We start from the raw sequence: 21,453 nt of genomic DNA on the forward strand, positions 1-21,453 counted from the left end.
CATTATCAGAAACTAAAAAACTATTTCATACGAGTTAATTGTTGACGAATACGTTTGTAATCGCCTTTTGAAACCATACGTGGACGTCGTAATTGACGACGTTGTTTTTTAGTTTTTCCGTGGAAACGGTGACTTGTAAACGCACGGTATCTCTTTAATCCGCCATTACCAGTACGTTTAACACGTTTAGCTAGTCCGCGGTGAGTTTTCATTTTTGGCATTTGGATTTCCTCCTCAAATTGTTTACTGCTTATCTGCTTTAGGCGCCAGCATGATGAACATGCTTCTGCCATCCATTTTCGCTTTTTGTTCTACTGTCGCAATATCTTCTGTTTCAGTAGCAAGACGATTTAAGACGTTCTGACCAATTTCTTTATGGGTAATAGCACGACCTTTGAATCGGATAGAAGCTTTCACTTTATCTCCTTTTTCAAGAAACTTACGAGCATTACGCAATTTAGTATTAAAATCGTTGACATCGATTGTTGGACTTAAGCGAACTTCTTTAACATTGATCACTTTTTGTTTTTTTCGGGCTTCGCGTTCTTTCTTTTGCTGTTCAAAACGGAATTTGCCATGGTCCATAATTTTCGCAACTGGTGGCTTCGCGTTTGGTGCCACTAAGACTACGTCTAGGTTGGCATCTTCAGCTATCTTTAACGCTTCAGCTTTTGTTTTAACACCCAACTGCTCTCCGTCTGCTGCAATTAATCGTAATTCTCTCGCACGAATGCCGTCATTCACCATAATATCTTTTGCTATGGTCATTCACCTCCAAGTTTATTAGAGAAAAACACAGAAAAAAACGAGTCTTTCTATAAAGACCCGCACCAAAATAAATTCCTTCATTGTTTTCACAATAAGATTTATTCTATCTAGCCCAATCACACAAATGATTCAGGCGAGAAGCGGTGCTTCTGCTTTGTTTCTCAACTCCTATGATTATACGCTGTTTTAAGAATTTGTCAACCTTTTTATCCACTTTTTTTATTTTGTTTCCTTCACCTTGATGTGCTACTGTTAAGTTATCTTATATTAACAACTATAAACAGAAATGAGGTTTTACTTATGGCCGTTAAAATCACCCCACCTAAATTACCCAATTCTCTCATTCCTTGTCACGAATTAGAATTATCAGAAGAACTAGATATTGCTCAACGTTCTCTTTCTAACATGACCCTAACCTTTGACAATGATGTTGATTATCTCGCTATTGACACAACCAGCTGGGAACGTGTTACTATGTCCAACCAACACATCAGAACATTGGAATGTAAAGATAGCCTTTTTATTTCGTGTGATTTTTCCAATACTGAGTGGTTAGAAAGTTCTTTTCACCGTGTTGTCTTTAAAAATTGTAAGTTCACCGGAACTAATTTTGCTGAAAGCCATATAGAGAATTGTGAATTCATCAATTGTACATTGGCCTATTCGTCCTTTAATTTTACTAGATTCAAACGTGTTCTGTTTCAAGACTCTCAATTAATAGATACTGAGTTTTGCGACGTTACTTGGCAACATCTCTTATTTGACTCTTGTTTACTGGACCGTAGTTCTTGGCTAAATACGCCTCTAAAAGGACTCAATTGGATGACTTGTTCTTTTGAAACCTTACTGTTTTCTCCAGATTTAATGAGTGGACTGACCGTTAATACAGAGCAAGCTATTACTCTTGCCTTATCCCTAGGTCTTTTAATTGATGAACCCTTGATTTCGTCCTAATTGAGCATTATTTTATCCTAGAATGAAAAAAGACCTTATACTTATCATTAAACTAAACCATCGAAACGGAGTGATTGAAAGATGTCTATTGATGCACAATTATCCATAACCGACGAGTACACCCAATTTCAGACTGAAGCGTGGACCATCACCAGTTATAAAAATACGATGCCCCCTGCTTTAGAAAAAGACGGACTTGTCTATTTATTTTTTAAAGAACGACACCTTATAGCAAGTGGCATAACCCCTGTTTCTAAAGAGAACACAAAGAAAAAATACGACGAATGCACCCTCATCTCTTTTGAAAACAATGAATGGAATGATCTATTCCTACAACAGATAGCTTCAGATAGCGCTAAAGAGCAGCCCATTATAGCCAATACTCTGACTCTATTAGACCGCGTTGGGTATTCTATGACACCTAAAAAAGGCCCCAAAGCTCGGCACAAATGGACCAAAGAGATCAGTACTATGCCATTTTATGTGGACACTCGTTCTAGCACTGCCACTGTGTATTGGCAGAAACGAAATGAAATGCGCATCGAAAAAGGGGCGACGATGATGGCTGAAGCCCCCCTCAACAAGGATGGTTCGGTTGGTTTTAGTGCCAAAATGGGGGACAAAATCCGATCAGAACATCATGATAAAGTGACTGATTGTGTAACAACTGACGACATCATCTTAAAAAGCGTCAACGAGGTCGGTCTATTCCTATACTACGCTGGTACAAACAGTTGGTTAGAACTTAAAAATGACCAAGGTCAAACCATTCATGAATTAACCGTGGTGGAATAAAAAATAACCTAGAGAACTGTTTCTCTAGGTTATTTTTATATGCTTTTATCTGGAACACTGTATCTTTTAACCACACGTTCCACTAACCATAAAGCACCTATCATCAACGCACTTCCAACTAAAATAAAACCAATACGCGTAACAAAGGCCGTTCCTAAAGGCCATGTTACCTGTGCTGCATAGAGAACATTGAACGTAATGAAAACAACTTGAATCAAGTAATCCTCTGCAAAACTGTAAATATAAGTCAACACAAAGACTAAGATATATTGAAATTCAACTGGGATAAGCATCTCAAAAAGAAGAATATAACCTATCATTCCTAATGTGCTTCCTAACAAACGCTTTTTGAACCGTTCTTTACTAACGCTTCTCTCCATTTGAGTTAAAGACATAATCGTCATACAAATCCACATAGCTCTTGGGAAATGAATTTGCTGTTGAGCGAGTAATACAATACTAATACCTAAGCTCATTGTCAAAGAAACCTTCATGAGGTCTGGTTGCCATTTTGCTGTATCCAGCAAGGCCGGTGGTATTGTTCTAGTCTTTTGGTGCTTAACCCAATAAACACCCCCTAAACAAAGTCCCATAATACCTAAACTTACAATCCTTGTCTGTACGTTAAATCCTTCTGCTGGGGTGGTTGCTGCAAAGATGTACACCAAAATATAAGGCATGTAGTGCTTATATTGAAACGGTGTGCCGAACAAAAACATTAACGCTGTGATACTAACCAAATTGACGACAAAAAAAAGAGGCGTTGTTACTATTATATTAAGCGAAGCAATACTACCAAAAATAAAAAAGCCCACGCTTGATGCCAATATCCCTTCTTTAAATGACGTAGGTAAAGATAAATGAAGCCCCATAAGTACTCCTGTTATTCCGGCAACAGCAACAAGTGTTTCTTGTTGTCCAAATACTTGTGTCCACATGGTAATAAACGCAATAATACCTATTGTCTGTATTAAATTTTTTACTAAAGATTCTTTAGTAATCTCTTTCATTATGTCCTTCCTCCTATTTTACTAGTGTAGAGCACTATACCATACTTATAATATAAAATAAAACACAAAAAGAGATGAACCTGTTTCGTTCATCTCTTCCATCAAAACCTATAACTCCAAGAGAATCCTATATCCTATGAATACTTTAGATGCTGATAATTACCACGCACAGGCATCTGTTGCTGCATTTAGGTAATCCAACCATTTATCTTCTTTTATTTTTAATAAGGTAACAGAAATCCCCGCCATATTCGTTGACGTCATAAAATTACCAGCCTTACTATGAACGACTTCTAACCCTTCAAGAGCCATCAATCGTTGTAAATCATTTGCAAAGATATACTGCTCCATCACGGTGGTCGTACCTAACCCATTAATTAACAAAGCAAAGCGGTTAAGCTCAGGGTCTTGGTAATGGACCAGTAATTTGTTCAGTAACTCATTCGCCAAAACCTCAGAAGAGAAGAACGCTTCTGTCCGGTAGCCCGCTTCCCCGTGAATACCAATACCAAACGAAATTTCTCCCGGTCCCAGATCAAACGCCGGATGTTCTTTCCCCAATGTCAAACCACTAGACAAAGCCACGCCTAGCGTATTCATGGACAATACAACTTCAGAACCTAAATGGGCTAATGTCGCTAAGTCCTTTCCTTCTTTCGCCGCAGCTCCGACTATTTTGTGAACCAGTACAGTCCCTGCCACACCACGACGTCTTTTTTCAAAACTACCGGATTCCACTGAACAATCATCATTGACAATCACGTGAGCAACTTGATGGCCTTTTTCTTGAGCCAAACCTTCTGCTCTTAAGAATTCCGTCACATCCGCTTCAAAATTTTTTATCACTAACAAAACGCCTAGGCCTTGATCCATTTGTTCAATCGCTTGAAGAATTTCCTCTGATTTTGGTGGGGTAAACATCGGACCACTCACGCTGGCTCCTAACATCCCGTCACCTACATAGCCAAAGTGTGCCGGCTCATGTCCGCTACCACCTCCACTGATGACTACGACTTGTTTATCTTGTTGTTTTTTATAAGTCATAATACCTGTCCCAGTAATGCGTTCTAATCTCTCTTGATGAATAAAAGCCACACCATTCAAGACTTGAGAAACGGCATCTTTTGGTTTATTAATAATCTGTGTCATTGTCCTCTTCCTCCACTATTATTCACTTTAGTTTAACATAAACAACATGGTTTCAATAGATAAGGAAGTTAAAAAGAAAAAGCTAGAGGTTTTCCCTCTAGCTTAAAACCTATGCTTGTTTATTTTTGTAATCTTTTCCAATCTTATCAGCTGCAATAATTGCTGCTGCCACTTCTTCTTCGACAATTGGGAATGGCATTGAGTGAATTGATTCTTCAGGAATACATGCTTTTTCAGCCACTTCCATTGCTTCATCAAAGGTGATAGACTCAACACCGATGTCTTCAAGACAGACAGGTAAGCCAATAGATAAACTGAAATCAAGAACTTCATGTAGTTCTTCCACAGGTGCATTTTCTAGAACAAGTTGACAAATCACACTAAACGCCACTTTTTCACCGTGGAAATAATGATGTGTTCCTTCAAGAGCTGTTAGACCATCATGAATCGCATGAACACCTGCTAATCCACTACTTTCAAATCCTAGACCTGATAGTAAAATATTGGTTTCCACAATGTTTTCTAAGGCAGGTGTCACTAAGTTATTATCACAAGCAATTTTTGCGTTATACCCATTTTCTAGCAAGGTTTCATAACATACTTTTGCTAAAGTATAGGCTGCAATCGTATTTTTAGCTGGCGGTGTTTCGTGTGTTAAGTAACCATTTGGTAAGCCAGCATTGACATTAGAATAAGATCTTGCTGTCGCGCGTGCTTCAAATAAAGTTGATAACGCATCTCCCATACCTGCTACTAAGAAACGTGTTGGTGCATTAGCAATAATTTTAGTATCCACCATCACCACACTTGGACTTTGCTTAAAGTAAGCATAGTCATCAAATTCACCATCTTCTGTATAAAGAACAGCAGAATGACTCGTTGGTGCATCTGTTGCTGCAATTGTTGGGACAATGATTAAAGCTTCGCCTTCTGCCACACACTTAGACGTATCAATTGCTTTACCACCACCAAGACCAATCACACAGTCTGTTTGGTTTTCTTTTGCGACTTCTTGTAGACGTGCCACTTCTTGCCTTGAACACTCACCATTAAATTGACTCGCAACAATCTTGATACCAAATCTCTCAGCTGTTTCATCTAATTGTTTTTGCACACGATCAATATCATCTTGGTGAGCAATTAGTAAAGCCGATGAGCCAAAGGTTTTTACATAGTAACCTAAATTTAAAATCTCATCTTCTCCTTGAACATACTTAGTTGGACAAATAAATGCTTTTCTCATTGTTAGTTCCCCCGTATTATTTTTTTATTACTTCACCTTTAAAGGTTGTAATTGTTCATTAATAACATCAAATTCTGCTCCTGCTTGAATTAAAGCTGCAGCTGTGTAACTGCTTTCTAAGAGTGCTGTATCGAATAAAATAACTTCTTTATCCGTCATTTCCATGGCCATTTCTAAATTCATTTTGGCGCTTCCTAAATCATAAAAAGCAAGAATAGTGTCTGCCTCATTCGCTTCAAAGGCCGTTAATATTTTGTCAAAACTAGTTCCGACACCGTTTTCTTCCGTTCCACCTGCTAAGGTGATTGAAACATCTTGTGCCACTTCTCTGATTAAACGCTCAATTCCTTGAACCACGTCAGATACGTGGGACACCATTACGATTCCTAAACTCATTATTTCATCACTCCCGCTTCTATCATTGTTTCAAACAAGTAAGCACTTGATACAGAACCTGGATCCATGTGACCAATCGAGCGGTCACCTAAATAGGAAGCGCGTCCTTTTGTTGCTTTGATGTCTTTTGTTGCTTCTGCAAATCCTTGTATTTTTTCAATGGTTAAATCCCCTGCTTTTAGTGCGTCAATCGCAGGTAACCATGTATCAAGCATTGTTTTTTCACCTAATGTTGCTTTACCACGTTTTTGAATGTCTTCTGCACCGGATTCTAAAATCGTTGCCAAGTCATCGGTCTTCATTGATGCTTTCGTCATGCCCATAAACGCTGAACCGTATAAAGGACCAGACGCGCCCCCCACTTTACTAATCAGTGTCATTGCTGCTAATTTAAAAATATCTGTTGGTGTTTCTGGTTGTTTCTCTTTAATAGCTTTCATCATCTCTGTTGTACCACGAGCCATGTTTGCTCCGTGATCCCCATCACCAATTGCGCTATCTAAATCACTTAAATATTGTTTGTTTTCTACCACTTTATTTGTAAATAATTCTAACCATTTTAAAATTGCTGCTGTTTCCATTTCTTTCTCCCCTTACCAAGCAATAGTTGTTACGCTTGTGTTTAATAAATCTAACCAGTCGTCTTCTAAACGAATCATCGTTAATGATAATCCTGTCATATCAATGGCCGTCATCACGTCGCCTACTTTTTTGAATGTGATGTTTAAACCTTCCTCAGCTAGTAACCCTTTAACATCATTCATGAAAATAAATTGTTCCATCAATGGCGTGCTACCTAATCCGTTAACCAGTAAGCCAAAGGTGTCACCTTGTTTCCAGTCAAATTCTTGTTTTAGTTTACCAACAATTTCTTTTGCTAATTCTTTAGAAGGTTGTAATTTTTCTTTACGGTAACCAGGTTCTCCGTGAATCCCTACACCAAATTCAATCTCGTCCGCTCCTAATTCAAATCCAGGATGCCCAACAGCTGGAACCGTCGCACCGGCTAAAGCCAAACCTAATGTTTTGATGTTTGGTACTAATTTATCTGCTAATTCTTTCATTTCTTGAAGCGAGCGTCCCTCTTCTGCTGCAGCTCCTAATACCTTATGAACTAAGACCGTTCCAGCAACGCCTCTACGTCCAGCTGTGTATAAGCTATCTTCCACAGCAATATCATCATCTACAATCACTGTTTCAACATCGATGCCTTCCATTTCCGCTAAATCTTTTGCCATTTCAAAGTTCATCACGTCACCTGAATAGTTCTTAATAATTAAGAAGACCCCAGCTCCTTGATCAGCTGCTTTAATTCCTTCGAGTACTTGATCCGGTGTTGGTGACGTAAACACTTCCCCACATACCGCTGCACTCAACATGCCTCGTCCAACAAATCCTGCATGAGATGGTTCATGACCACTACCACCACCACTGACTAACGCCACTTTGCCTGCTTCTTTATCTTTCTTTACAATGACATCGGTTTCAGCAACACGTTCAACAAGATCACTATAAGCAAATGTTAACCCCTCTAGCATTTCGTTCAAGACATCTTCTGGTTGGTTAATGATTTTTTTCATTAGTAAATCTCCTCTCAATTTGTTGTTCTTTTGATACTCTTATCTTAGTATGAAAAGGCTTTCTAAGGAACGGACAAAGAATTCAATGTGTCCGCTTTCTTTTTTGTGTTTGTTTTTTAGACTAGATATTGTTATTCTTATCTTAAAGAAGAGAAAGGTGGAAATCTTGTGACCTCTAACGGATCATTAATTACCAAAAAAGTCATCGCCTATGCTTTTAAGGACCTTATGAAAACCAAAGAATTTCAAAAAATTTCAATTACTGAAATCATGACTCACGCAGACTATCGTAGACAAACCTTTTACGATCACTTTAGTGATAAGTACGATTTGTTAGAATGGATTTATCAACAAGACATGTCTGAAACAATGGAGCACTTCATTAATTATGACCATTGGACTAAAATTATCCCCAGGCTTCTTAACTACTTTGAAAAAAATAAACTTTTTTATAAAAAAACGTTAATGCTAAAAGAACAAAATTCTTTCGATCAATATTTTGTCAATCATACAGAAAATTTCATCTTAAGTATTTTAGAACAAGAAAAATTAGACTTTAACAAACAAGACGATGATTACATCCAAAAACTGGCTCGTTTCCAAGCCTTTGGGTTGTCTTCTTTTATTACTGAATGGGTCCTTGATGATTGCCTCTCATCCAAAGATGAACTTGGGGATTTTTTAATCCATGTTATCCAAGACTCTTTTCACGGGTTATCTCTACCTACTAAAAAAACGCCTGATACCTCTCTAACAACAGAGTAATATCAAGCGTTTTTATTTTTATTTAATCCATCTCTTTTCTAACCAATCTCTAGCCTCTTTTATTTCCTTCAAATGGATCAAATGACCTCTTGTCCATAAGACCGTTAACTCCCCATTAGACGCCCTCATCATTTCTTCCACACGGTGGCTTTCTTCCACAGAGACAATCTTATCTTCTTCACCAAAGGTTAAAAAGACAGGTAAGCGATGCAAATCCGTTGACTTAGGTGGCATAGGGTATAAGGAGTGAAATAAAATAACCCCTTTAACTGTGATTAATTCGTTGAGCAGTAGGTGAATGGCCATGTTCGCTCCATTAGAGTAACCCACCAATATGATGTTATCCAGCGCAAAACCATATGTTTCACTACAAGTTTTGATAACGTCAACAAGGGCGACCCCTCTATCCCACATTTCCTGTTCGTCATAACCACCTTCAACTAATCGGTGAAAATACCGGGTTCTACCTTCCTCAGAAATGTCACCTTTGATTCCTAACAAGCTTGCCTTAGGGGCTAACTCTTTTCCTATCCCTATAAGAGAGGTTTCATCTCCTCCAGTACCATGAAGTAATACAAAAACTGGGGCTTGTGCTTCACCCTCAATAAAAACATGCTTCATCTCTTCTCCTCCTTGTAGATTCCTTTTCATTTTACTACAACTAACGCACCAAATGAACCTAAAAAAAATCCCTTAACTCATACAGAGCTAAGGGAAATATTTTAATGTAAAATATGACCATCTTTCAAGACTTCACTGACTTTATTGAATAATTTTTCAGCTTTCGGATAAAGGATATACCCCATAATGAAGAAGGCGATGGTGACACCTACTAAAACAGAGATAGCTTTCATTGCAGCTGGCCAGTAAATACCCCCTACAGATTCTCGCAGTAAATTCACCGCATGAGTAAATGGAATGTATGGGTGAATCGCTCTAAAGAATGGCCCAGACATCTCAATTGGGAAGTTCCCTCCACCTGCTGAAATAGATAAGACGAGGATAATAATCGCTACCCCTTTACCTAAGTTATCAAACAAGGCGACGAGGACATACACCATCATCATGAAAGCCAAATCAATAATTAACGCAAAGATAATGTTCCAAATTGGATGAGCCGTATAAGCTCCTAGTAACCATTGATTTCCTAACACTACAATCAAGGCTTGGAAGAAACCGACTGTTAAATAAGTCATCATTCTTCCTAAGAATTGTTGGCGTTTAGTGTATCGTTCTTGTTGGTGTTTGCTTAAATGAACTTTCGTTGACGCAATACTTGAAAACAATACCGCACCTACCCATAAACAAAGAGCTGTATAGAACGGGGTACTTGCTGAACCGTAGTTAGGAATTGGATAAACATCCGTCGTCTTTAACTTAACAGGTCCTGCAAAGAAATCACTTTCCTTATTGGCATCATTTTTTAGAAGTTTAATCACTTCTTCTAAATCCACATCTTCCTCACCCTTACGGATAAGTTCTGCTGAATCATGAATCTTGTCCTTAATTTCAGGCCAATCTTCTTGAATCAAGGTTGCCGCTGATGCCAAGGCATCTTCTAATTGAGGGGCTTTGTCATTCACCATTTTCATGGTACCTTTAACATCCTCTTCAATACCAGGTAAATCTTGTTGAATAAAGTTAGACGCTTTAGTCATTTTGTTTTTTAACTGAGGAAATTCATTCGTAAAGAAACTTGCCCCATCATTAATACCATTCACAATTAAGGTCATGTTACCATTCAACAATTCATTGGCTGAATGAATTTCTTGATGAATCGCAGGCATTTCTTGACGGTAACGTTCTAAGAATTTGACTGCTTCTTGAATGGTTCCTGACGTACTTGTCATCAACGCATCTAGACGTTGAATCAATTGATCATCCACAACACTTCCTGTAATGTTACCAGCAGAATTCAGTACCTCTTGCGCATCCTTAATCAAGATATCTGCCTCATTTCGAATCGCGTCTACATCAACTTGCATAATAAGAGCGCTTATATTAGAAGCGTCTTGACTGATTCTTTCTAACATATCAGCCAATGTTTGCGGGGCATCTTTTAACGTGTCCCAATTATCTAGTATATTAACTACACGTCGATTCGTTCCATCTACTGCTATTTTTACATTTTTAAGTTGCTCTATTTGTCCATCCAAACGATGTGAACCTGTTATCGCTTGTAATTCTTCAAGCATTTTGATAGTAGATTCAAGCATTCTACTCTGAGCTTCTAGACCACTTCCTACTTTCTCTATTCCTGTTTTTATGTCTTCCTGTTGTTGTTCAGTTAGATCATTTTCAGTTATAGATCCTATCATATCTGATAAATTTAAAGCAGTATTACTCGTTGCAATCGATACTTGATAAACTATATCTAATCCCCATTCAATACCATCTGCAATATGGGGCATTGCATTTTTCACTTCTTCTAAGCTATCATTCACTTGAGGGATCATGGTATTAGCAGTCTCTGCTAAATGTTGAACCTCTGGCAATACTTTCTGCGCGTCACTAATAATACCTAAGCCTTTATTGGCTTCCTCAATGGCTTGATCCATCATATCGACCACATCACCAAAGTCCTGATCAATCATCGCTATTTGGCGACCAGCATTTTGAAGTTCTGGAATCTTAGCTTGTAAATCATACACAATGTTTCCTGTTGCTTCAATTTGTGGCATTTTTTTGTTTAACTCAACCACTTTATTAGCCGATTGATTCAATTCAGGAATTAAATCCACAAACTCATTGGCTTTAGATAACTTATCTTTGTATTCTGGCATTTTTTTATTTAACTCTAAGATGTCTTTCGTGTAGCCATCTATTTCATCCATGTTATCATCTATTTCTAAAATCTTACTTGTCATTTTTCTAATAGATGGTAAGTTACTATCTAAGTTAAATCCGATTTCATTCAGAACATCCATCAACGTTTTACTTACAGTATCTATAAATTCTGTTGAGATATTGTCCTTAATGGTCCCTGCTCCCTTATCTGAAATCTTAGGAGCAATCGCATTAATTTTTTGATTGACCGTGTACTCTATCTCTGGATTTTTAATATCCCCTTTAACAAAACTTACTAAGTTCTCTGAGAAATCAGACGGCAAATAAATACTTGCATAATATTTACCATTCTTAACGCCTCGGTCCATCTCTTCTTTAGAATCAACAAATTGCCACGCTAAAGAATCATTGCTCTTCAAATTTTCTATAACATCCTCACCAATCGCCACTTCTTCATCCATGACTGTGGTTGGTTTATCATCTGAATACACGGCAATTTTAATATCCCCTGTATTTGAGTACGGATCCCACAAAGCAGCAATATTAAACCATGCATAGAGCGATGGTATAAACATTAGCGCAATCATTAGCACAAACGTGAGCTTATTCTTAAATATCCTTTGCCAATCTAGTTTAAATATTTCTAATACGTGTTTAAACCCTTGCATTCTTTACGCCTCTTTTCCCACTTCGTATTCGTTCCAATTTCGTCTTGGAATCTCTCCATAATCAATAAATACATCTGCTAACACATCTTGAAGTGTTACAACGCCAAGTGCCTCAGCCCATTTTTTATCTGCTTGTAAAAAAACATTTGAAATCACATGATCACCATTTTGAGCAATCTCATTGTAGTCGGAAAAAGCGCGTTCTAATACCCCAATATGAGGAAATGATTGAAACGGCCCTTCTATTGCCTCTACTACTTCTAACAGAGAGATCTCTTCCAAACTTTTTTCAATGTAGAAACCACCATTATTACCTGACACACCTTCTATGACCTTTGATACTACTAATTTTCGTAATAATTTCTTAACATACGACTGAGACACAGATAGCTTTTGATATATCACATTCGATGATGCTGGAATGTTTTCATCTTGTGTCGCTAAAATCGCAATAATTGCAATGGCTTGCTCGGTTGCATTGGTTAATTTCATGAAAAAATACATTCCTTTCTCTACTTCAAATAGCTATTATAGACTTTCTTTATCCACAATGCAACGAGTTAAAACTAACTTTATACTTTTTTACAAAAAAGGGATTAAAAAAAGAGCTTATATAATAGAAAAAGACAAAAAAAAGAGGCCTCGTGTCATAAAAAAAGCAGAGGAACAAACACCTTGCCTTCACATGCAACCAGTCAACATATCAACACTATTTTACCTACTTATTATACCATAAATAAAGAGAGCTTCCCCTTTTTTTTACAAAAAAATGCCAAGTAGATAGCTCTACTCGGCATCTGTCACTCTATTTTTTTGTTTCTTCTGTTTTTTCTTCTTTTGGTTTTTCAATCATGGCTTTACGAGACGCGTTCACACGGCCTTGTTTGTCCACTTCTGTCACTTTAACTAGGATTTCATCGCCTAATTTAACCACATCTTCTACTTTGTTCACACGTTCGTGAGCAAATTGAGAGATATGAACCAGTGCGTCTTTACCTTTGAATAAGTTAACAAATGCACCAAATTTTTCAATACGAACCACTTTAGCTAAGTAAACTTCATCTACTTCAACTTCGCGAACTAAATCTTTAATGATTTCAATCGCACGGTTAATTTTAGCTTGATCTGAATGAGCGATACTTACGTTACCATCTTGATCAATATCAATCTTAACTTCTGTTTCTTCAATAATCTTATTGATTGTGTCTCCACCTTTACCAATAACATCTTTGATTTTCTCTGGTTTGATTTGAATCATTTCAATCTTAGGTGCGTATTGGCTTAATTCTTCACGTGGTTCAGCAATGGTTGCCGTGATATTACTTAAGATTTCCATACGTGCACGTTTCGCTTGCGCAAGTGCTTCTGTTAGGATAGCTTCAGTAATTCCTTCAATTTTGATATCCATTTGAAGAGCGGTAATACCTGCTGCTGTTCCAGCTACTTTAAAGTCCATGTCTCCTAAATGATCTTCCATGCCTTGAATATCCGTTAAGATAGTATAGTTATCTCCGTCCATCACAAGTCCCATAGCAATACCTGCTACTGGTGCTTTGATTGGGACACCGGCATCCATTAAAGCTAAAGTGCTACCACAAATACTTGCTTGAGAAGAAGAACCGTTTGATTCTAATACTTCCGATACAAGACGAATCATGTATGGGAAATCCTCTTCTGAAGGAATAACTTGTGCAATGGCACGCTCACCTAAAGCTCCGTGTCCAATTTCACGACGACCTGGTCCTCTTGTAGGTCCTGTTGAGCCTACTGAGAATTGTGGGAAGTTGTAATGATGGATGAATCGTTTGCTCTCTTCTATTCCTAAACCATCAATAATTTGGTGCTCACCAAGAGGTGCCAAAGTACATGATGTTAAGGCTTGTGTTTGTCCACGAGTGAATAATCCCGAACCATGAACACGTGGTAATAACCCTACTTCAGAATCTAATGGACGAATTTCGTCAATTTTACGACCGTCTGGACGAACTTTGTCAATCGTAATTAAACGACGTACTTCATTCTTTTCCATGTCTTCTAAAATTTGACGTACTTCTTTCATCATTTTAGCTAATTCAGCATGATCAGCAAATTTTTCTTCGTATAATTCAGTAATTTCTTGTTTTAAGTCGTTAATGTTATCTTCACGAGCTAATTTTTCTTCTGTTTGAATGGCTTCAACCATACGGCCTTTATAAGCGTCATTAATTTCTGTTTCTAAGTCAGCATCTACTTGAAGTAAAGCTATTTCCATTTTTTCTTTGCCGATTTCTTTGGCAATTTCTGTTTGGAATGCAACAAGACGTTGAATTTCAGCATGACCAAATAACAATGCGCCTAACATATCTTCTTCAGATACTTCTTTAGCACCACTTTCAACCATGTTAATGGCTTCTTTTGTTCCAGCTACTGTTAACTCAATGTCCGTTTCTTCTGCTTGCTCTACGGTAGGGTTGATAACGTACTCTCCGTTAATACGACCCACATTAACACCAGCAATCGGACCATTGAATGGCACATCTGAAATGCTCAAGGCTAAAGATGACCCTAGCATTGCTGCCATTTCTGGAGAACAGTCTTGTTCCACACTCATTACAACGTTTGTTACTTGAACTTCGTTTCTGAAGCCTTCAGCAAACATTGGGCGAATAGGACGGTCAATTAAACGAGCTGTTAATGTGGCACGTTCGCTTGGGCGACCTTCACGTTTGATAAACCCACCTGGTACTTTACCTACAGCATACATTTTTTCTTCGTAGTTTACTGTTAATGGGAAGAAATCTACATCTTTAGCTTTTTTAGAAGCCACTGCTGCGGATAAGACAACCGTATCTCCATATCTTACTAACACTGAGCCATTAGCTTGTTTCGCTAATTGTCCGATTTCAACTGATAAAGGGCGTCCACCCCATGTGGTTGAAAATACTTTTTTTTCAGAATTCATGTTTGTATCTCCTTCTTAGCAAAACGCGTCATTACTCTACTAAACAAATGTCAATCACCACGTTTTTGCTTGCTGATTCACATTTGCATAGTAGTCGTTTAGCCACTGTTTCGCTTCTTTTTTTATTTTTTCATTAAAAGAAAAGCGAGATCCGATCTAGACCTCACTTTTCTAATGGTATCATGTGTAATGATTAACGACGTAATCCTAAACGTTGGATTAATTCACGGTAGCTTTGAACATCGTTGTTACGTAAGTAAGCTAATAAGTTACGACGGTGTCCGATTTTTTTCATTAAACCACGGTATGAATGGTGATCTTTTTTGTGCATTTGAGCATGCTCATTAAGTGCGTTGATTTCAGCTGTTAATACTGCAATCTGTACTTCTGGAGAACCAGTATCTCCTTCATGACGAGCGTACTCTTTAATAATTTCGTTTTTGCGTTCTTTTGTAATTGCCATTTCTTTCACCTCTATAAGTTTTTTTCCATATTACTGAGTAAGTCGTTGGTGATTCGAAGAACCTAGTAATAGGACATATTTGTGTTATTCACACATTGTTACTTTACTTGATTTTTACAACAAATGCAAGTAATTATTCCCTAGAATAGGGGTATTTTTAGCCCTTTTTCTTTTTTAAACAAATTCTCTCCTCTTTCTACGCTTTTATGATAAAATATCTTTAGTAAAGAAAGGAAGTGTACTATAAATTATGATTAAAATGGATGATATTATCCGCGAAGGACATCCTACACTTCGTCAAGTAGCTAAGGAAGTTGCTTTCCCTTTATCTGAGGAAGATGCTCTTCTAGGCGATAAGATGCAAGAATTTTTAAAAAACAGTCAAGACCCTGTCTTATCTGAAAAGTATCAATTACGTGGTGGCGTTGGTTTAGCTGCCCCTCAATTAGATATCTCTAAACGCATTATCGCCATTGAAATTCCTAGCATGGACGAACATAGCGATGACCCTTTTTTAAGTGTGGTTATGTATAACCCAAAAATTGTGAGTCACTCTGTCCAACAAGCCTGCTTAGATGAAGGAGAAGGGTGTCTGTCTGTTGACCGTCATGTCCCTGGTTATGTGGTTCGTAACGCTCGCATTACATTATCTTTTCAAGATAAGCAAGGCGAAACACATAAAATTCGCTTAAAAAATTATGCTGCGATTGTCTTACAGCATGAGATTGATCATTTAAATGGCGTCATGTTTTATGATCACATTAACCCAAAAACCCCCCTCATTGCACCAGAAGATGTGTTAATTATTTCATAATAAAAAGGGCAGCCTTACACGGCTACCCTTTTTTATTTTTATTTAATAAGTCCTAATTCTTTCAACGCCTTGGCAATACCATGCTCATTGTTTGTCGCTGTGACATAGTTACTTACCGCTTTTGCTTCAGGTCTAGCATTACCCATTGCCACACCCGTCCCAACATAATCAAGCATTTCAATGTCATTTAGCCCATCACCAAAGGCTACAATGTCCTCTTTAGAGATGCCTAATTGCTTCGCCACACTCTTGATGGTTTCAGCCTTCGAACCATTATGTGGTAAAACATCCAGCCCCACTTCATGCCAACGAACAAAACGAAATTCAGGGAACCGCTCTCCGTATAACGTCATACGCTCCTCATCAATAATAGAAACAATTTGGTAAATATCCTTATCCTCATGGTAATTCGCTTCATAATCAGGAACAAACGAACCAAAGCTCGTCATCACATCATGCGTAATCGGCTGGTAACTTTCTGTGTAGCGCTTGGTTTCTTTTAAACTGTGAAAAATTAAATCAATGTCATTCTCTTGATTTAAAGCAATGAATCGCTCTATGGCCTGTCTGTCTAGGGGGTTACCGTAGACTTGTTTGCCTTCATAAAAGGCTACTGCACCATTATTCAAAATCGTATTATCAAAGCCGACTTCCTCAATAATCTCTTTTGCTAGAGGGTAACTTCTTCCTGTCGCACACATCACAGCGTGTCCTGACTCTTTCAGCTCTTCCAGTGCTTCTTTTGTTGAATCCAATACCTTATGTTCATCTGTGAGTAACGTGCCATCTAAGTCAAATAAGACCAATTTCTTTGTCATCGTCTTCCTCCTTCATAGTCAGTTAATAGTATAACAAATTTAAAGACCTCTGAGTTAGAAAGATAAAAAGATGATAGATTAGTTATTATCCATCATCTTTTTATTATGACCCCTTTGGCAATTTTCCACTATTCTAACAAAAGTGTATGACTACTTCTTAACTGCTCCAAAATCATTTGTTCTAGTCTCCCAAGAATAATTACCTGGATTTTTTGTTGTTGGCTGGATGTAGACTGTCAACCAGTACTCCTCGTGTGATGTGTAATCTATATTTATAGACTTATCTTTTTTGATACCAAGGTTGTCATACTCACCTGTTGTATCATCTAGTTTGTAGCCGACGTATTCATGATACTGAGGGACGATGTAGTTAACTCCATATCCTTTGTAGTCAGAATTGGCTAAAGAAAGACTGTAAAACAAATATTCTGGAGAATCATGTTCACTTTGGGATAATCCTAGAACATGCTGTGTACTAGGACCATACTCCCAAATGGGTTGTTTAACCTTAGCTGTTTTTAACGAAAGATAACCATAATCAGGCAATGGTAATTTTGATTGCTTATTTAATACGACTTGTCTCACATGCAAATCCCCAAATTTAACAGGAGGTTTGTACATAATAACTACCGTTTTAATCATATTATCTATGTCATCAAATGGTATAGATAGGTATATGTTCCCTTCTTTATTCAACGGTTTAATTGAGGTAACATCTACAGGATAATTAAGAGGTGGCAGTCCATCTAAAACATAAAATCCTTCTGCTAATAATTCCCACTCGCTTAGATCTTGTGGACTGTAACTCAAATCTACCCCTTTTTTCACTTCTCTGTCAGGCATATTGAATTCTGTTACCTTATTACCTTCCTCATCGACTCCAACAAAATGTAAATTTGCAAACCCTTTAGGATTTTTTTCATAATAGAAAGAATGCGTATAGTCCTCTCTAACTTTCAATTCTCCCTTACTCTTTGTCCTATCATCATTGTTATCTTTGTCTATTCCATTTAATTCGTACGTCTTCGTGTCACTTTGTGGTAATTTAAATAACCAGTATTTAGAAAGATTCGTTTCTATTGCTTCTAGTTGTTCCTTAGATAGCTTGCTCACTTGAACTTCATCATAACCAAATGTTGGTTTATCAGTAACGTCTCCAATGATCTGATGATTAACATCTAGTGGAAAACCTACTTTGTCAGAGATATCATCTTTCGTTAGTTTCGTCACATTGTCATGATTTTCTTTATAAATGGTTTCTTTTTTTGCTGAATCGTGTATTCCTTCATGCTTTAATTCCATTTCTTGATAGTAATTATCGTATTTTTTTACGGATGTTGTGATTAAATGATTATCATGATCATAAGCAGTGTAATCAACAACTAACCAAACAACAGAATTCTCAGTAACAGAAATGGAAGCGTCAATTTCCTTCCAGTCAACTTCAGAGTGATTGGTTTGAGGTTTACTTACCCCTTCTTTCTCCATTAAATCTATTACTTTATACTTAGGATTTCCCATCGCTTCCACTACATCTTCATGGCTTGGAGTACTTTTTTTCACATTATCATCCGTCACATCGTAAGGAATAATCACAGCGACAAACTCATGCAACTGACTAGAGATGGTTAATCCTAATTGATTTTTAACCATTGTTGGTGGGATTTTAATTGCCCCAGAAACAAGAGATTCTTCTTTTTGTTCATCTCTTTTATAATAAGTCTTCTCCATGTCACTCTTAAATGTAATCGTTGGCTGTGGTAACATTGGTGCACCTCTCATATACATAATTTCATAAGTATATCGGTCAAAGAGACCCATTCGCTTGTTATATGATGGAGAATAATAATCAAATCCCTCTTCAACATCCCAGCCCCAGGCCATCGTACCAGATCCTGTGGTTCCCCACTTATAAATATTACCATCCACGTCGCTCATAACAAAGGATTCATACGATGCAGATATGTGTTCAATTTGTGGGATAGGCTTCCCTGCTAAACTTATCCACGTTCTTTCATCAGGTTTGATACTAGGGACACCTGTATCAGTTGTCACTTTTCCTTGTGAGTCTAACTTATAGAAAAAGCCTGCATAGAGTTTGTTTGAGGTATCGTCAGAAGATTGGTACCGATACTTATTCCCTGAATCATCTAGGTAGTTTCCATCAGAATCCCGCATCATGTATTTATGATCATAGATTGTCGGATGCAGCGCGTCGAAACTATACACCCCATAACTTGAGTAAGGTAGTCTGCCTTTCTCATTCTTAGGATCTGGCGTTGTTAAATATCGAGGCAGCTTTTCATCCTTAGTCGACCTCTGTGTATCTCCATCCCCCATAATATTTGGTAACTGAACCGCTGATGTTTTTTTTATCCTACTAGAATCTGAAGAACCCATATCCGTTCCAAACCCATAAGTTAACCCAGACCCCCATGACCAAGGTCTTCCGTATTGATCAACAAAATAATGTATGAGATGGCCAGAAAATACTTTTTGCGGGATAGGCTGATACTGTTTACTAAAATTAGCATCCTTATCATCCATATCGATAGTTACTATTCTAGGTCTATTTATATATTCTAAGCCCTTTCCGTTAAAATTTCCCCATTGCCACACAGTATGATTATCATCTAAAGCAACTATACTATTAGCTCCTACAGCGATATCTATAACTTTTGACATCCCCTCGGGTCTAACCATCTTTGTAAATTCTGTTACATTAACTGCTATCGGTCCGTTACCTAGCACTCCTCCAGCAGCGCTGCCTGTGTACCATACTTCACCCTCTGAGTCCAAAAGTTGGGTGTGGCTTGATCCACTAGCGATTGACACAATACTAGCTGTTAGATTAGGAATGGTAACCTGAACAGGTTTGTTTTGATTTCCATACCCTATTCCTAATTTCCCAGAACTACCATAACCCCATGCCCATAGTTTCCCTTCTACATCAACTGCAAAATTGGACGCATTACTTGCATTATTACTACTAAAAATCTTAGTAATGTATGGGAGTCCTAGGACTTGAGCTGGAATAGGATTATGCGAAGTATTTTTCCCATTCCCCATCTCTCCCGCTGAACCATTTCCCCACGCATACACTTTCCCTTCATCATCTAATGCTAGATGAGCTCTATACCCGGAAGTAATGTCTACTACCGTAATGTCTTGTTCTGTAAAATACTCAATTCGTCTCATCCCACCAAGATAACCATTATTAGGCACTGTATAACTTAAAGGCGTCCCATCTCCATATTCCCTCACTCCGGATGTTCCATAAAGATTATAACCCCACGACCATACTTTCCCCGAGGTATCTAAAGCCATGCCTCCCATTTCATATGTTAAGGTTTTTTGAAACTTCATCGCTGACAATTGACCGAAACTGGGTGCTAATAGGTCTGAATTAAATTCTTCTGCATGGACAACATCCACATTTTTGTGTGGCAATAATAGCGAAATCCCTTCGACGACACTTAATAAAAAAAGAGTAGAAATAATGGAAAAAGAGAGCCTAGCTATTTTTCTTATCCTGTTATTCATCTTTATCCATTCCTTTCTTACGATCTTTTATTATTTTTTGTAACGTTTCGTCAATGGTTAATAGCGGTTCGTGCAATTGTGGGATATCTCTATCAGCCTGCCAATAAGCTTCACGGTAGGTATTATTCCTAGCATCGATTGTTTCAGCTTTAACTTCTATTTTAAACGAAGCATTTGAATACTCATCTTCTTTTGGAACATCAATTGTTACCGAATCAAACAACAAGGATGTTGCTTCCTTAGGATTGACATACTTTAAATAATAAAAATAACCATCTTTACCGTCTCTCCAATCCACAGTGTTTAAATTTCCATAAGTAATCTGTGTCTCTTCATTAATAGCGAGAGGTACGCCTTCTTCTGATACAAGCACTGGAAATACCATCACTCGTGTAAAAGCAGGAATATCACCTGCATTTCTTACTGATACTTTTTTTGTTACTTTTTTATTTGGTATGAGTTCTATTGGCAACGTAAATTCCTCAACGAGCTCTACCTGATAACTAAACTTACTTTTAAATCGGTTCTCCTTTGCATCTGTTGTAGAGAACCATGCGAAAGTAGACATCGACACCAAAGCAATCAATACGCAAATAAGCGCTGTAATCCCTAACCAGCTTTTACGACGCCACATTTTTTTCACTTTTCGTTTTATCTTTTTTACATTCCATTGCGATTTATTATTATTATTATTGTGTTTCTTTTTCTTTTTCATGTCACACCTCTTTTTGAATAAAAGGGCACATATCTAATATATGC

The 21,453-nt window shown here is 37.6% G+C and carries 20 protein-coding genes and 1 other annotated feature; of the genes, 4 read left to right on the forward strand and 16 right to left on the reverse strand.

Translation table 11 applies throughout. The annotated features are described in order from the left end of the window. Positions 1 to 20 precede the first annotated feature (20 nt). The gene (gene rpmI / locus ACVWM0_RS09155; RefSeq protein WP_476472333.1) at positions 21 to 221 is read right to left on the reverse strand and encodes a 50S ribosomal protein L35; all 201 of its coding nucleotides are present in this window, start codon (positions 219 to 221) and stop codon (positions 21 to 23) included. Between the two features lie 22 nt (positions 222 to 243). Then, on the reverse strand, positions 244 to 768 hold the full coding sequence (gene infC / locus ACVWM0_RS09160) for a translation initiation factor IF-3 (protein ID WP_476472334.1): 525 nt from the start codon (positions 766 to 768) through the stop codon (positions 244 to 246). A gap of 23 nt (positions 769 to 791) precedes the next feature. Beyond that, positions 792 to 929: a sequence feature (ribosomal protein L20 leader region), on the reverse strand. A 139-nt stretch (positions 930 to 1,068) separates the two neighbouring features. Between infC and ACVWM0_RS09165 the strand changes: the two genes are divergently transcribed. Next, complete coding sequence (locus ACVWM0_RS09165; RefSeq protein ID WP_476472335.1) at positions 1,069 to 1,722, forward strand: pentapeptide repeat-containing protein; 654 nt, start codon at positions 1,069 to 1,071, stop codon at positions 1,720 to 1,722. A gap of 81 nt (positions 1,723 to 1,803) precedes the next feature. After that, positions 1,804 to 2,517, forward strand: coding sequence for a hypothetical protein (locus ACVWM0_RS09170; RefSeq protein WP_476472336.1), 714 nt, complete (start codon positions 1,804 to 1,806; stop codon positions 2,515 to 2,517). Between the two features lie 35 nt (positions 2,518 to 2,552). Here ACVWM0_RS09170 and ACVWM0_RS09175 read toward each other — a convergent pair whose 3' ends face one another. From ACVWM0_RS09175 to dhaK, 6 genes are all read right to left on the reverse strand, one after another. Next, on the reverse strand, positions 2,553 to 3,527 hold the full coding sequence (locus ACVWM0_RS09175) for an FUSC family protein (RefSeq protein ID WP_476472337.1): 975 nt from the start codon (positions 3,525 to 3,527) through the stop codon (positions 2,553 to 2,555). Between the two features lie 159 nt (positions 3,528 to 3,686). Further along, positions 3,687 to 4,676: a DhaKLM operon coactivator DhaQ gene (dhaQ, locus tag ACVWM0_RS09180; protein ID WP_476472338.1), complete on the reverse strand. Its 990-nt coding sequence runs from the start codon at positions 4,674 to 4,676 to the stop codon at positions 3,687 to 3,689. A gap of 109 nt (positions 4,677 to 4,785) precedes the next feature. Further along, a complete protein-coding gene (locus ACVWM0_RS09185; RefSeq protein ID WP_476472339.1) occupies positions 4,786 to 5,919 on the reverse strand; it encodes a glycerol dehydrogenase in 1,134 nt (377 codons plus the stop codon). 27 nt (positions 5,920 to 5,946) lie between these two features. After that, positions 5,947 to 6,315 (reverse strand): dihydroxyacetone kinase phosphoryl donor subunit DhaM, encoded by a 369-nt coding sequence (gene dhaM, locus ACVWM0_RS09190; RefSeq protein ID WP_476472340.1) that lies wholly within the window; start codon positions 6,313 to 6,315, stop codon positions 5,947 to 5,949. Next, positions 6,315 to 6,896 carry a dihydroxyacetone kinase subunit DhaL gene (gene dhaL, locus ACVWM0_RS09195; RefSeq protein WP_476472341.1) on the reverse strand — a complete coding sequence of 194 codons (582 nt, stop codon included), beginning with the start codon at positions 6,894 to 6,896 and terminating at the stop codon, positions 6,315 to 6,317. Before dhaL ends, dhaM begins: the two co-directional genes overlap by 1 nt. Before the next feature lie 12 nt (positions 6,897 to 6,908). Then, a complete protein-coding gene (gene dhaK, locus ACVWM0_RS09200) occupies positions 6,909 to 7,895 on the reverse strand; it encodes a dihydroxyacetone kinase subunit DhaK (protein ID WP_476472342.1) in 987 nt (328 codons plus the stop codon). 168 nt (positions 7,896 to 8,063) lie between these two features. On the opposite strand from dhaK, the gene dhaS reads away from it, so the two are divergent. Continuing rightward, a complete protein-coding gene (gene dhaS, locus ACVWM0_RS09205; RefSeq protein ID WP_476472343.1) occupies positions 8,064 to 8,660 on the forward strand; it encodes a dihydroxyacetone kinase transcriptional activator DhaS in 597 nt (198 codons plus the stop codon). A gap of 18 nt (positions 8,661 to 8,678) precedes the next feature. Here the strand turns inward: dhaS and ACVWM0_RS09210 are convergent, their stop codons facing one another. The 5 genes from ACVWM0_RS09210 to rpsO form a co-directional block, all read right to left on the reverse strand. Then, positions 8,679 to 9,281 carry an alpha/beta hydrolase gene (locus ACVWM0_RS09210; RefSeq protein ID WP_476472344.1) on the reverse strand — a complete coding sequence of 201 codons (603 nt, stop codon included), beginning with the start codon at positions 9,279 to 9,281 and terminating at the stop codon, positions 8,679 to 8,681. 101 nt (positions 9,282 to 9,382) lie between these two features. Then, positions 9,383 to 12,115, reverse strand: a complete 2,733-nt coding sequence (locus tag ACVWM0_RS09215; protein WP_476472345.1) for a YhgE/Pip domain-containing protein — start codon at positions 12,113 to 12,115, stop codon at positions 9,383 to 9,385. 3 nt (positions 12,116 to 12,118) lie between these two features. Next, positions 12,119 to 12,607, reverse strand: coding sequence for an Rrf2 family transcriptional regulator (locus tag ACVWM0_RS09220; protein WP_476472346.1), 489 nt, complete (start codon positions 12,605 to 12,607; stop codon positions 12,119 to 12,121). A gap of 313 nt (positions 12,608 to 12,920) precedes the next feature. Then, the gene (gene pnp, locus ACVWM0_RS09225; RefSeq protein WP_476472347.1) at positions 12,921 to 15,056 is read right to left on the reverse strand and encodes a polyribonucleotide nucleotidyltransferase; all 2,136 of its coding nucleotides are present in this window, start codon (positions 15,054 to 15,056) and stop codon (positions 12,921 to 12,923) included. A 193-nt stretch (positions 15,057 to 15,249) separates the two neighbouring features. Beyond that, complete coding sequence (rpsO, locus tag ACVWM0_RS09230) at positions 15,250 to 15,519, reverse strand: 30S ribosomal protein S15 (RefSeq protein WP_476472348.1); 270 nt, start codon at positions 15,517 to 15,519, stop codon at positions 15,250 to 15,252. Between the two features lie 250 nt (positions 15,520 to 15,769). Here rpsO and def point away from each other — a divergent pair, with 250 nt between their 5' ends. Beyond that, positions 15,770 to 16,333: a peptide deformylase gene (def, locus tag ACVWM0_RS09235; RefSeq protein ID WP_476472349.1), complete on the forward strand. Its 564-nt coding sequence runs from the start codon at positions 15,770 to 15,772 to the stop codon at positions 16,331 to 16,333. A gap of 38 nt (positions 16,334 to 16,371) precedes the next feature. Here def and ACVWM0_RS09240 read toward each other — a convergent pair whose 3' ends face one another. The 3 genes from ACVWM0_RS09240 to ACVWM0_RS09250 form a co-directional block, all read right to left on the reverse strand. Beyond that, the gene (locus ACVWM0_RS09240; RefSeq protein ID WP_476472350.1) at positions 16,372 to 17,151 is read right to left on the reverse strand and encodes a Cof-type HAD-IIB family hydrolase; all 780 of its coding nucleotides are present in this window, start codon (positions 17,149 to 17,151) and stop codon (positions 16,372 to 16,374) included. 150 nt (positions 17,152 to 17,301) lie between these two features. Next, positions 17,302 to 20,694 carry an RCC1 domain-containing protein gene (locus ACVWM0_RS09245; protein WP_476472351.1) on the reverse strand — a complete coding sequence of 1,131 codons (3,393 nt, stop codon included), beginning with the start codon at positions 20,692 to 20,694 and terminating at the stop codon, positions 17,302 to 17,304. Next, positions 20,687 to 21,409: a hypothetical protein gene (locus ACVWM0_RS09250; protein WP_476472352.1), complete on the reverse strand. Its 723-nt coding sequence runs from the start codon at positions 21,407 to 21,409 to the stop codon at positions 20,687 to 20,689. The genes ACVWM0_RS09245 and ACVWM0_RS09250 overlap by 8 nt, the downstream gene beginning before the upstream one ends. Positions 21,410 to 21,453 lie beyond the last annotated feature (44 nt).

It is taken from the genome of Vagococcus sp. 211, assembly GCF_056322705.1.

Coding starts and splice junctions, on each gene's coding strand:
- dhaL (WP_476472341.1), bottom strand. CDS start 6,896: ATGGAAACAGCAGCAATTTTAAAATGGTTAGAATTATTTACAAATAAA.
- ACVWM0_RS09250 (WP_476472352.1), bottom strand. CDS start 21,409: ATGAAAAAGAAAAAGAAACACAATAATAATAATAATAAATCGCAATGG.
- ACVWM0_RS09240 (WP_476472350.1), bottom strand. CDS start 17,151: ATGACAAAGAAATTGGTCTTATTTGACTTAGATGGCACGTTACTCACA.
- ACVWM0_RS09185 (WP_476472339.1), bottom strand. CDS start 5,919: ATGAGAAAAGCATTTATTTGTCCAACTAAGTATGTTCAAGGAGAAGAT.
- def (WP_476472349.1), top strand. CDS start 15,770: ATGATTAAAATGGATGATATTATCCGCGAAGGACATCCTACACTTCGT.
- pnp (WP_476472347.1), bottom strand. CDS start 15,056: ATGAATTCTGAAAAAAAAGTATTTTCAACCACATGGGGTGGACGCCCT.
- ACVWM0_RS09215 (WP_476472345.1), bottom strand. CDS start 12,115: ATGCAAGGGTTTAAACACGTATTAGAAATATTTAAACTAGATTGGCAA.
- ACVWM0_RS09175 (WP_476472337.1), bottom strand. CDS start 3,527: ATGAAAGAGATTACTAAAGAATCTTTAGTAAAAAATTTAATACAGACA.
- ACVWM0_RS09210 (WP_476472344.1), bottom strand. CDS start 9,281: ATGAAGCATGTTTTTATTGAGGGTGAAGCACAAGCCCCAGTTTTTGTA.
- ACVWM0_RS09170 (WP_476472336.1), top strand. CDS start 1,804: ATGTCTATTGATGCACAATTATCCATAACCGACGAGTACACCCAATTT.
- ACVWM0_RS09220 (WP_476472346.1), bottom strand. CDS start 12,607: ATGAAATTAACCAATGCAACCGAGCAAGCCATTGCAATTATTGCGATT.
- rpsO (WP_476472348.1), bottom strand. CDS start 15,519: ATGGCAATTACAAAAGAACGCAAAAACGAAATTATTAAAGAGTACGCT.
- ACVWM0_RS09165 (WP_476472335.1), top strand. CDS start 1,069: ATGGCCGTTAAAATCACCCCACCTAAATTACCCAATTCTCTCATTCCT.
- infC (WP_476472334.1), bottom strand. CDS start 768: ATGACCATAGCAAAAGATATTATGGTGAATGACGGCATTCGTGCGAGA.
- dhaQ (WP_476472338.1), bottom strand. CDS start 4,676: ATGACACAGATTATTAATAAACCAAAAGATGCCGTTTCTCAAGTCTTG.
- dhaK (WP_476472342.1), bottom strand. CDS start 7,895: ATGAAAAAAATCATTAACCAACCAGAAGATGTCTTGAACGAAATGCTA.
- rpmI (WP_476472333.1), bottom strand. CDS start 221: ATGCCAAAAATGAAAACTCACCGCGGACTAGCTAAACGTGTTAAACGT.
- ACVWM0_RS09245 (WP_476472351.1), bottom strand. CDS start 20,694: ATGAATAACAGGATAAGAAAAATAGCTAGGCTCTCTTTTTCCATTATT.
- dhaM (WP_476472340.1), bottom strand. CDS start 6,315: ATGAGTTTAGGAATCGTAATGGTGTCCCACGTATCTGACGTGGTTCAA.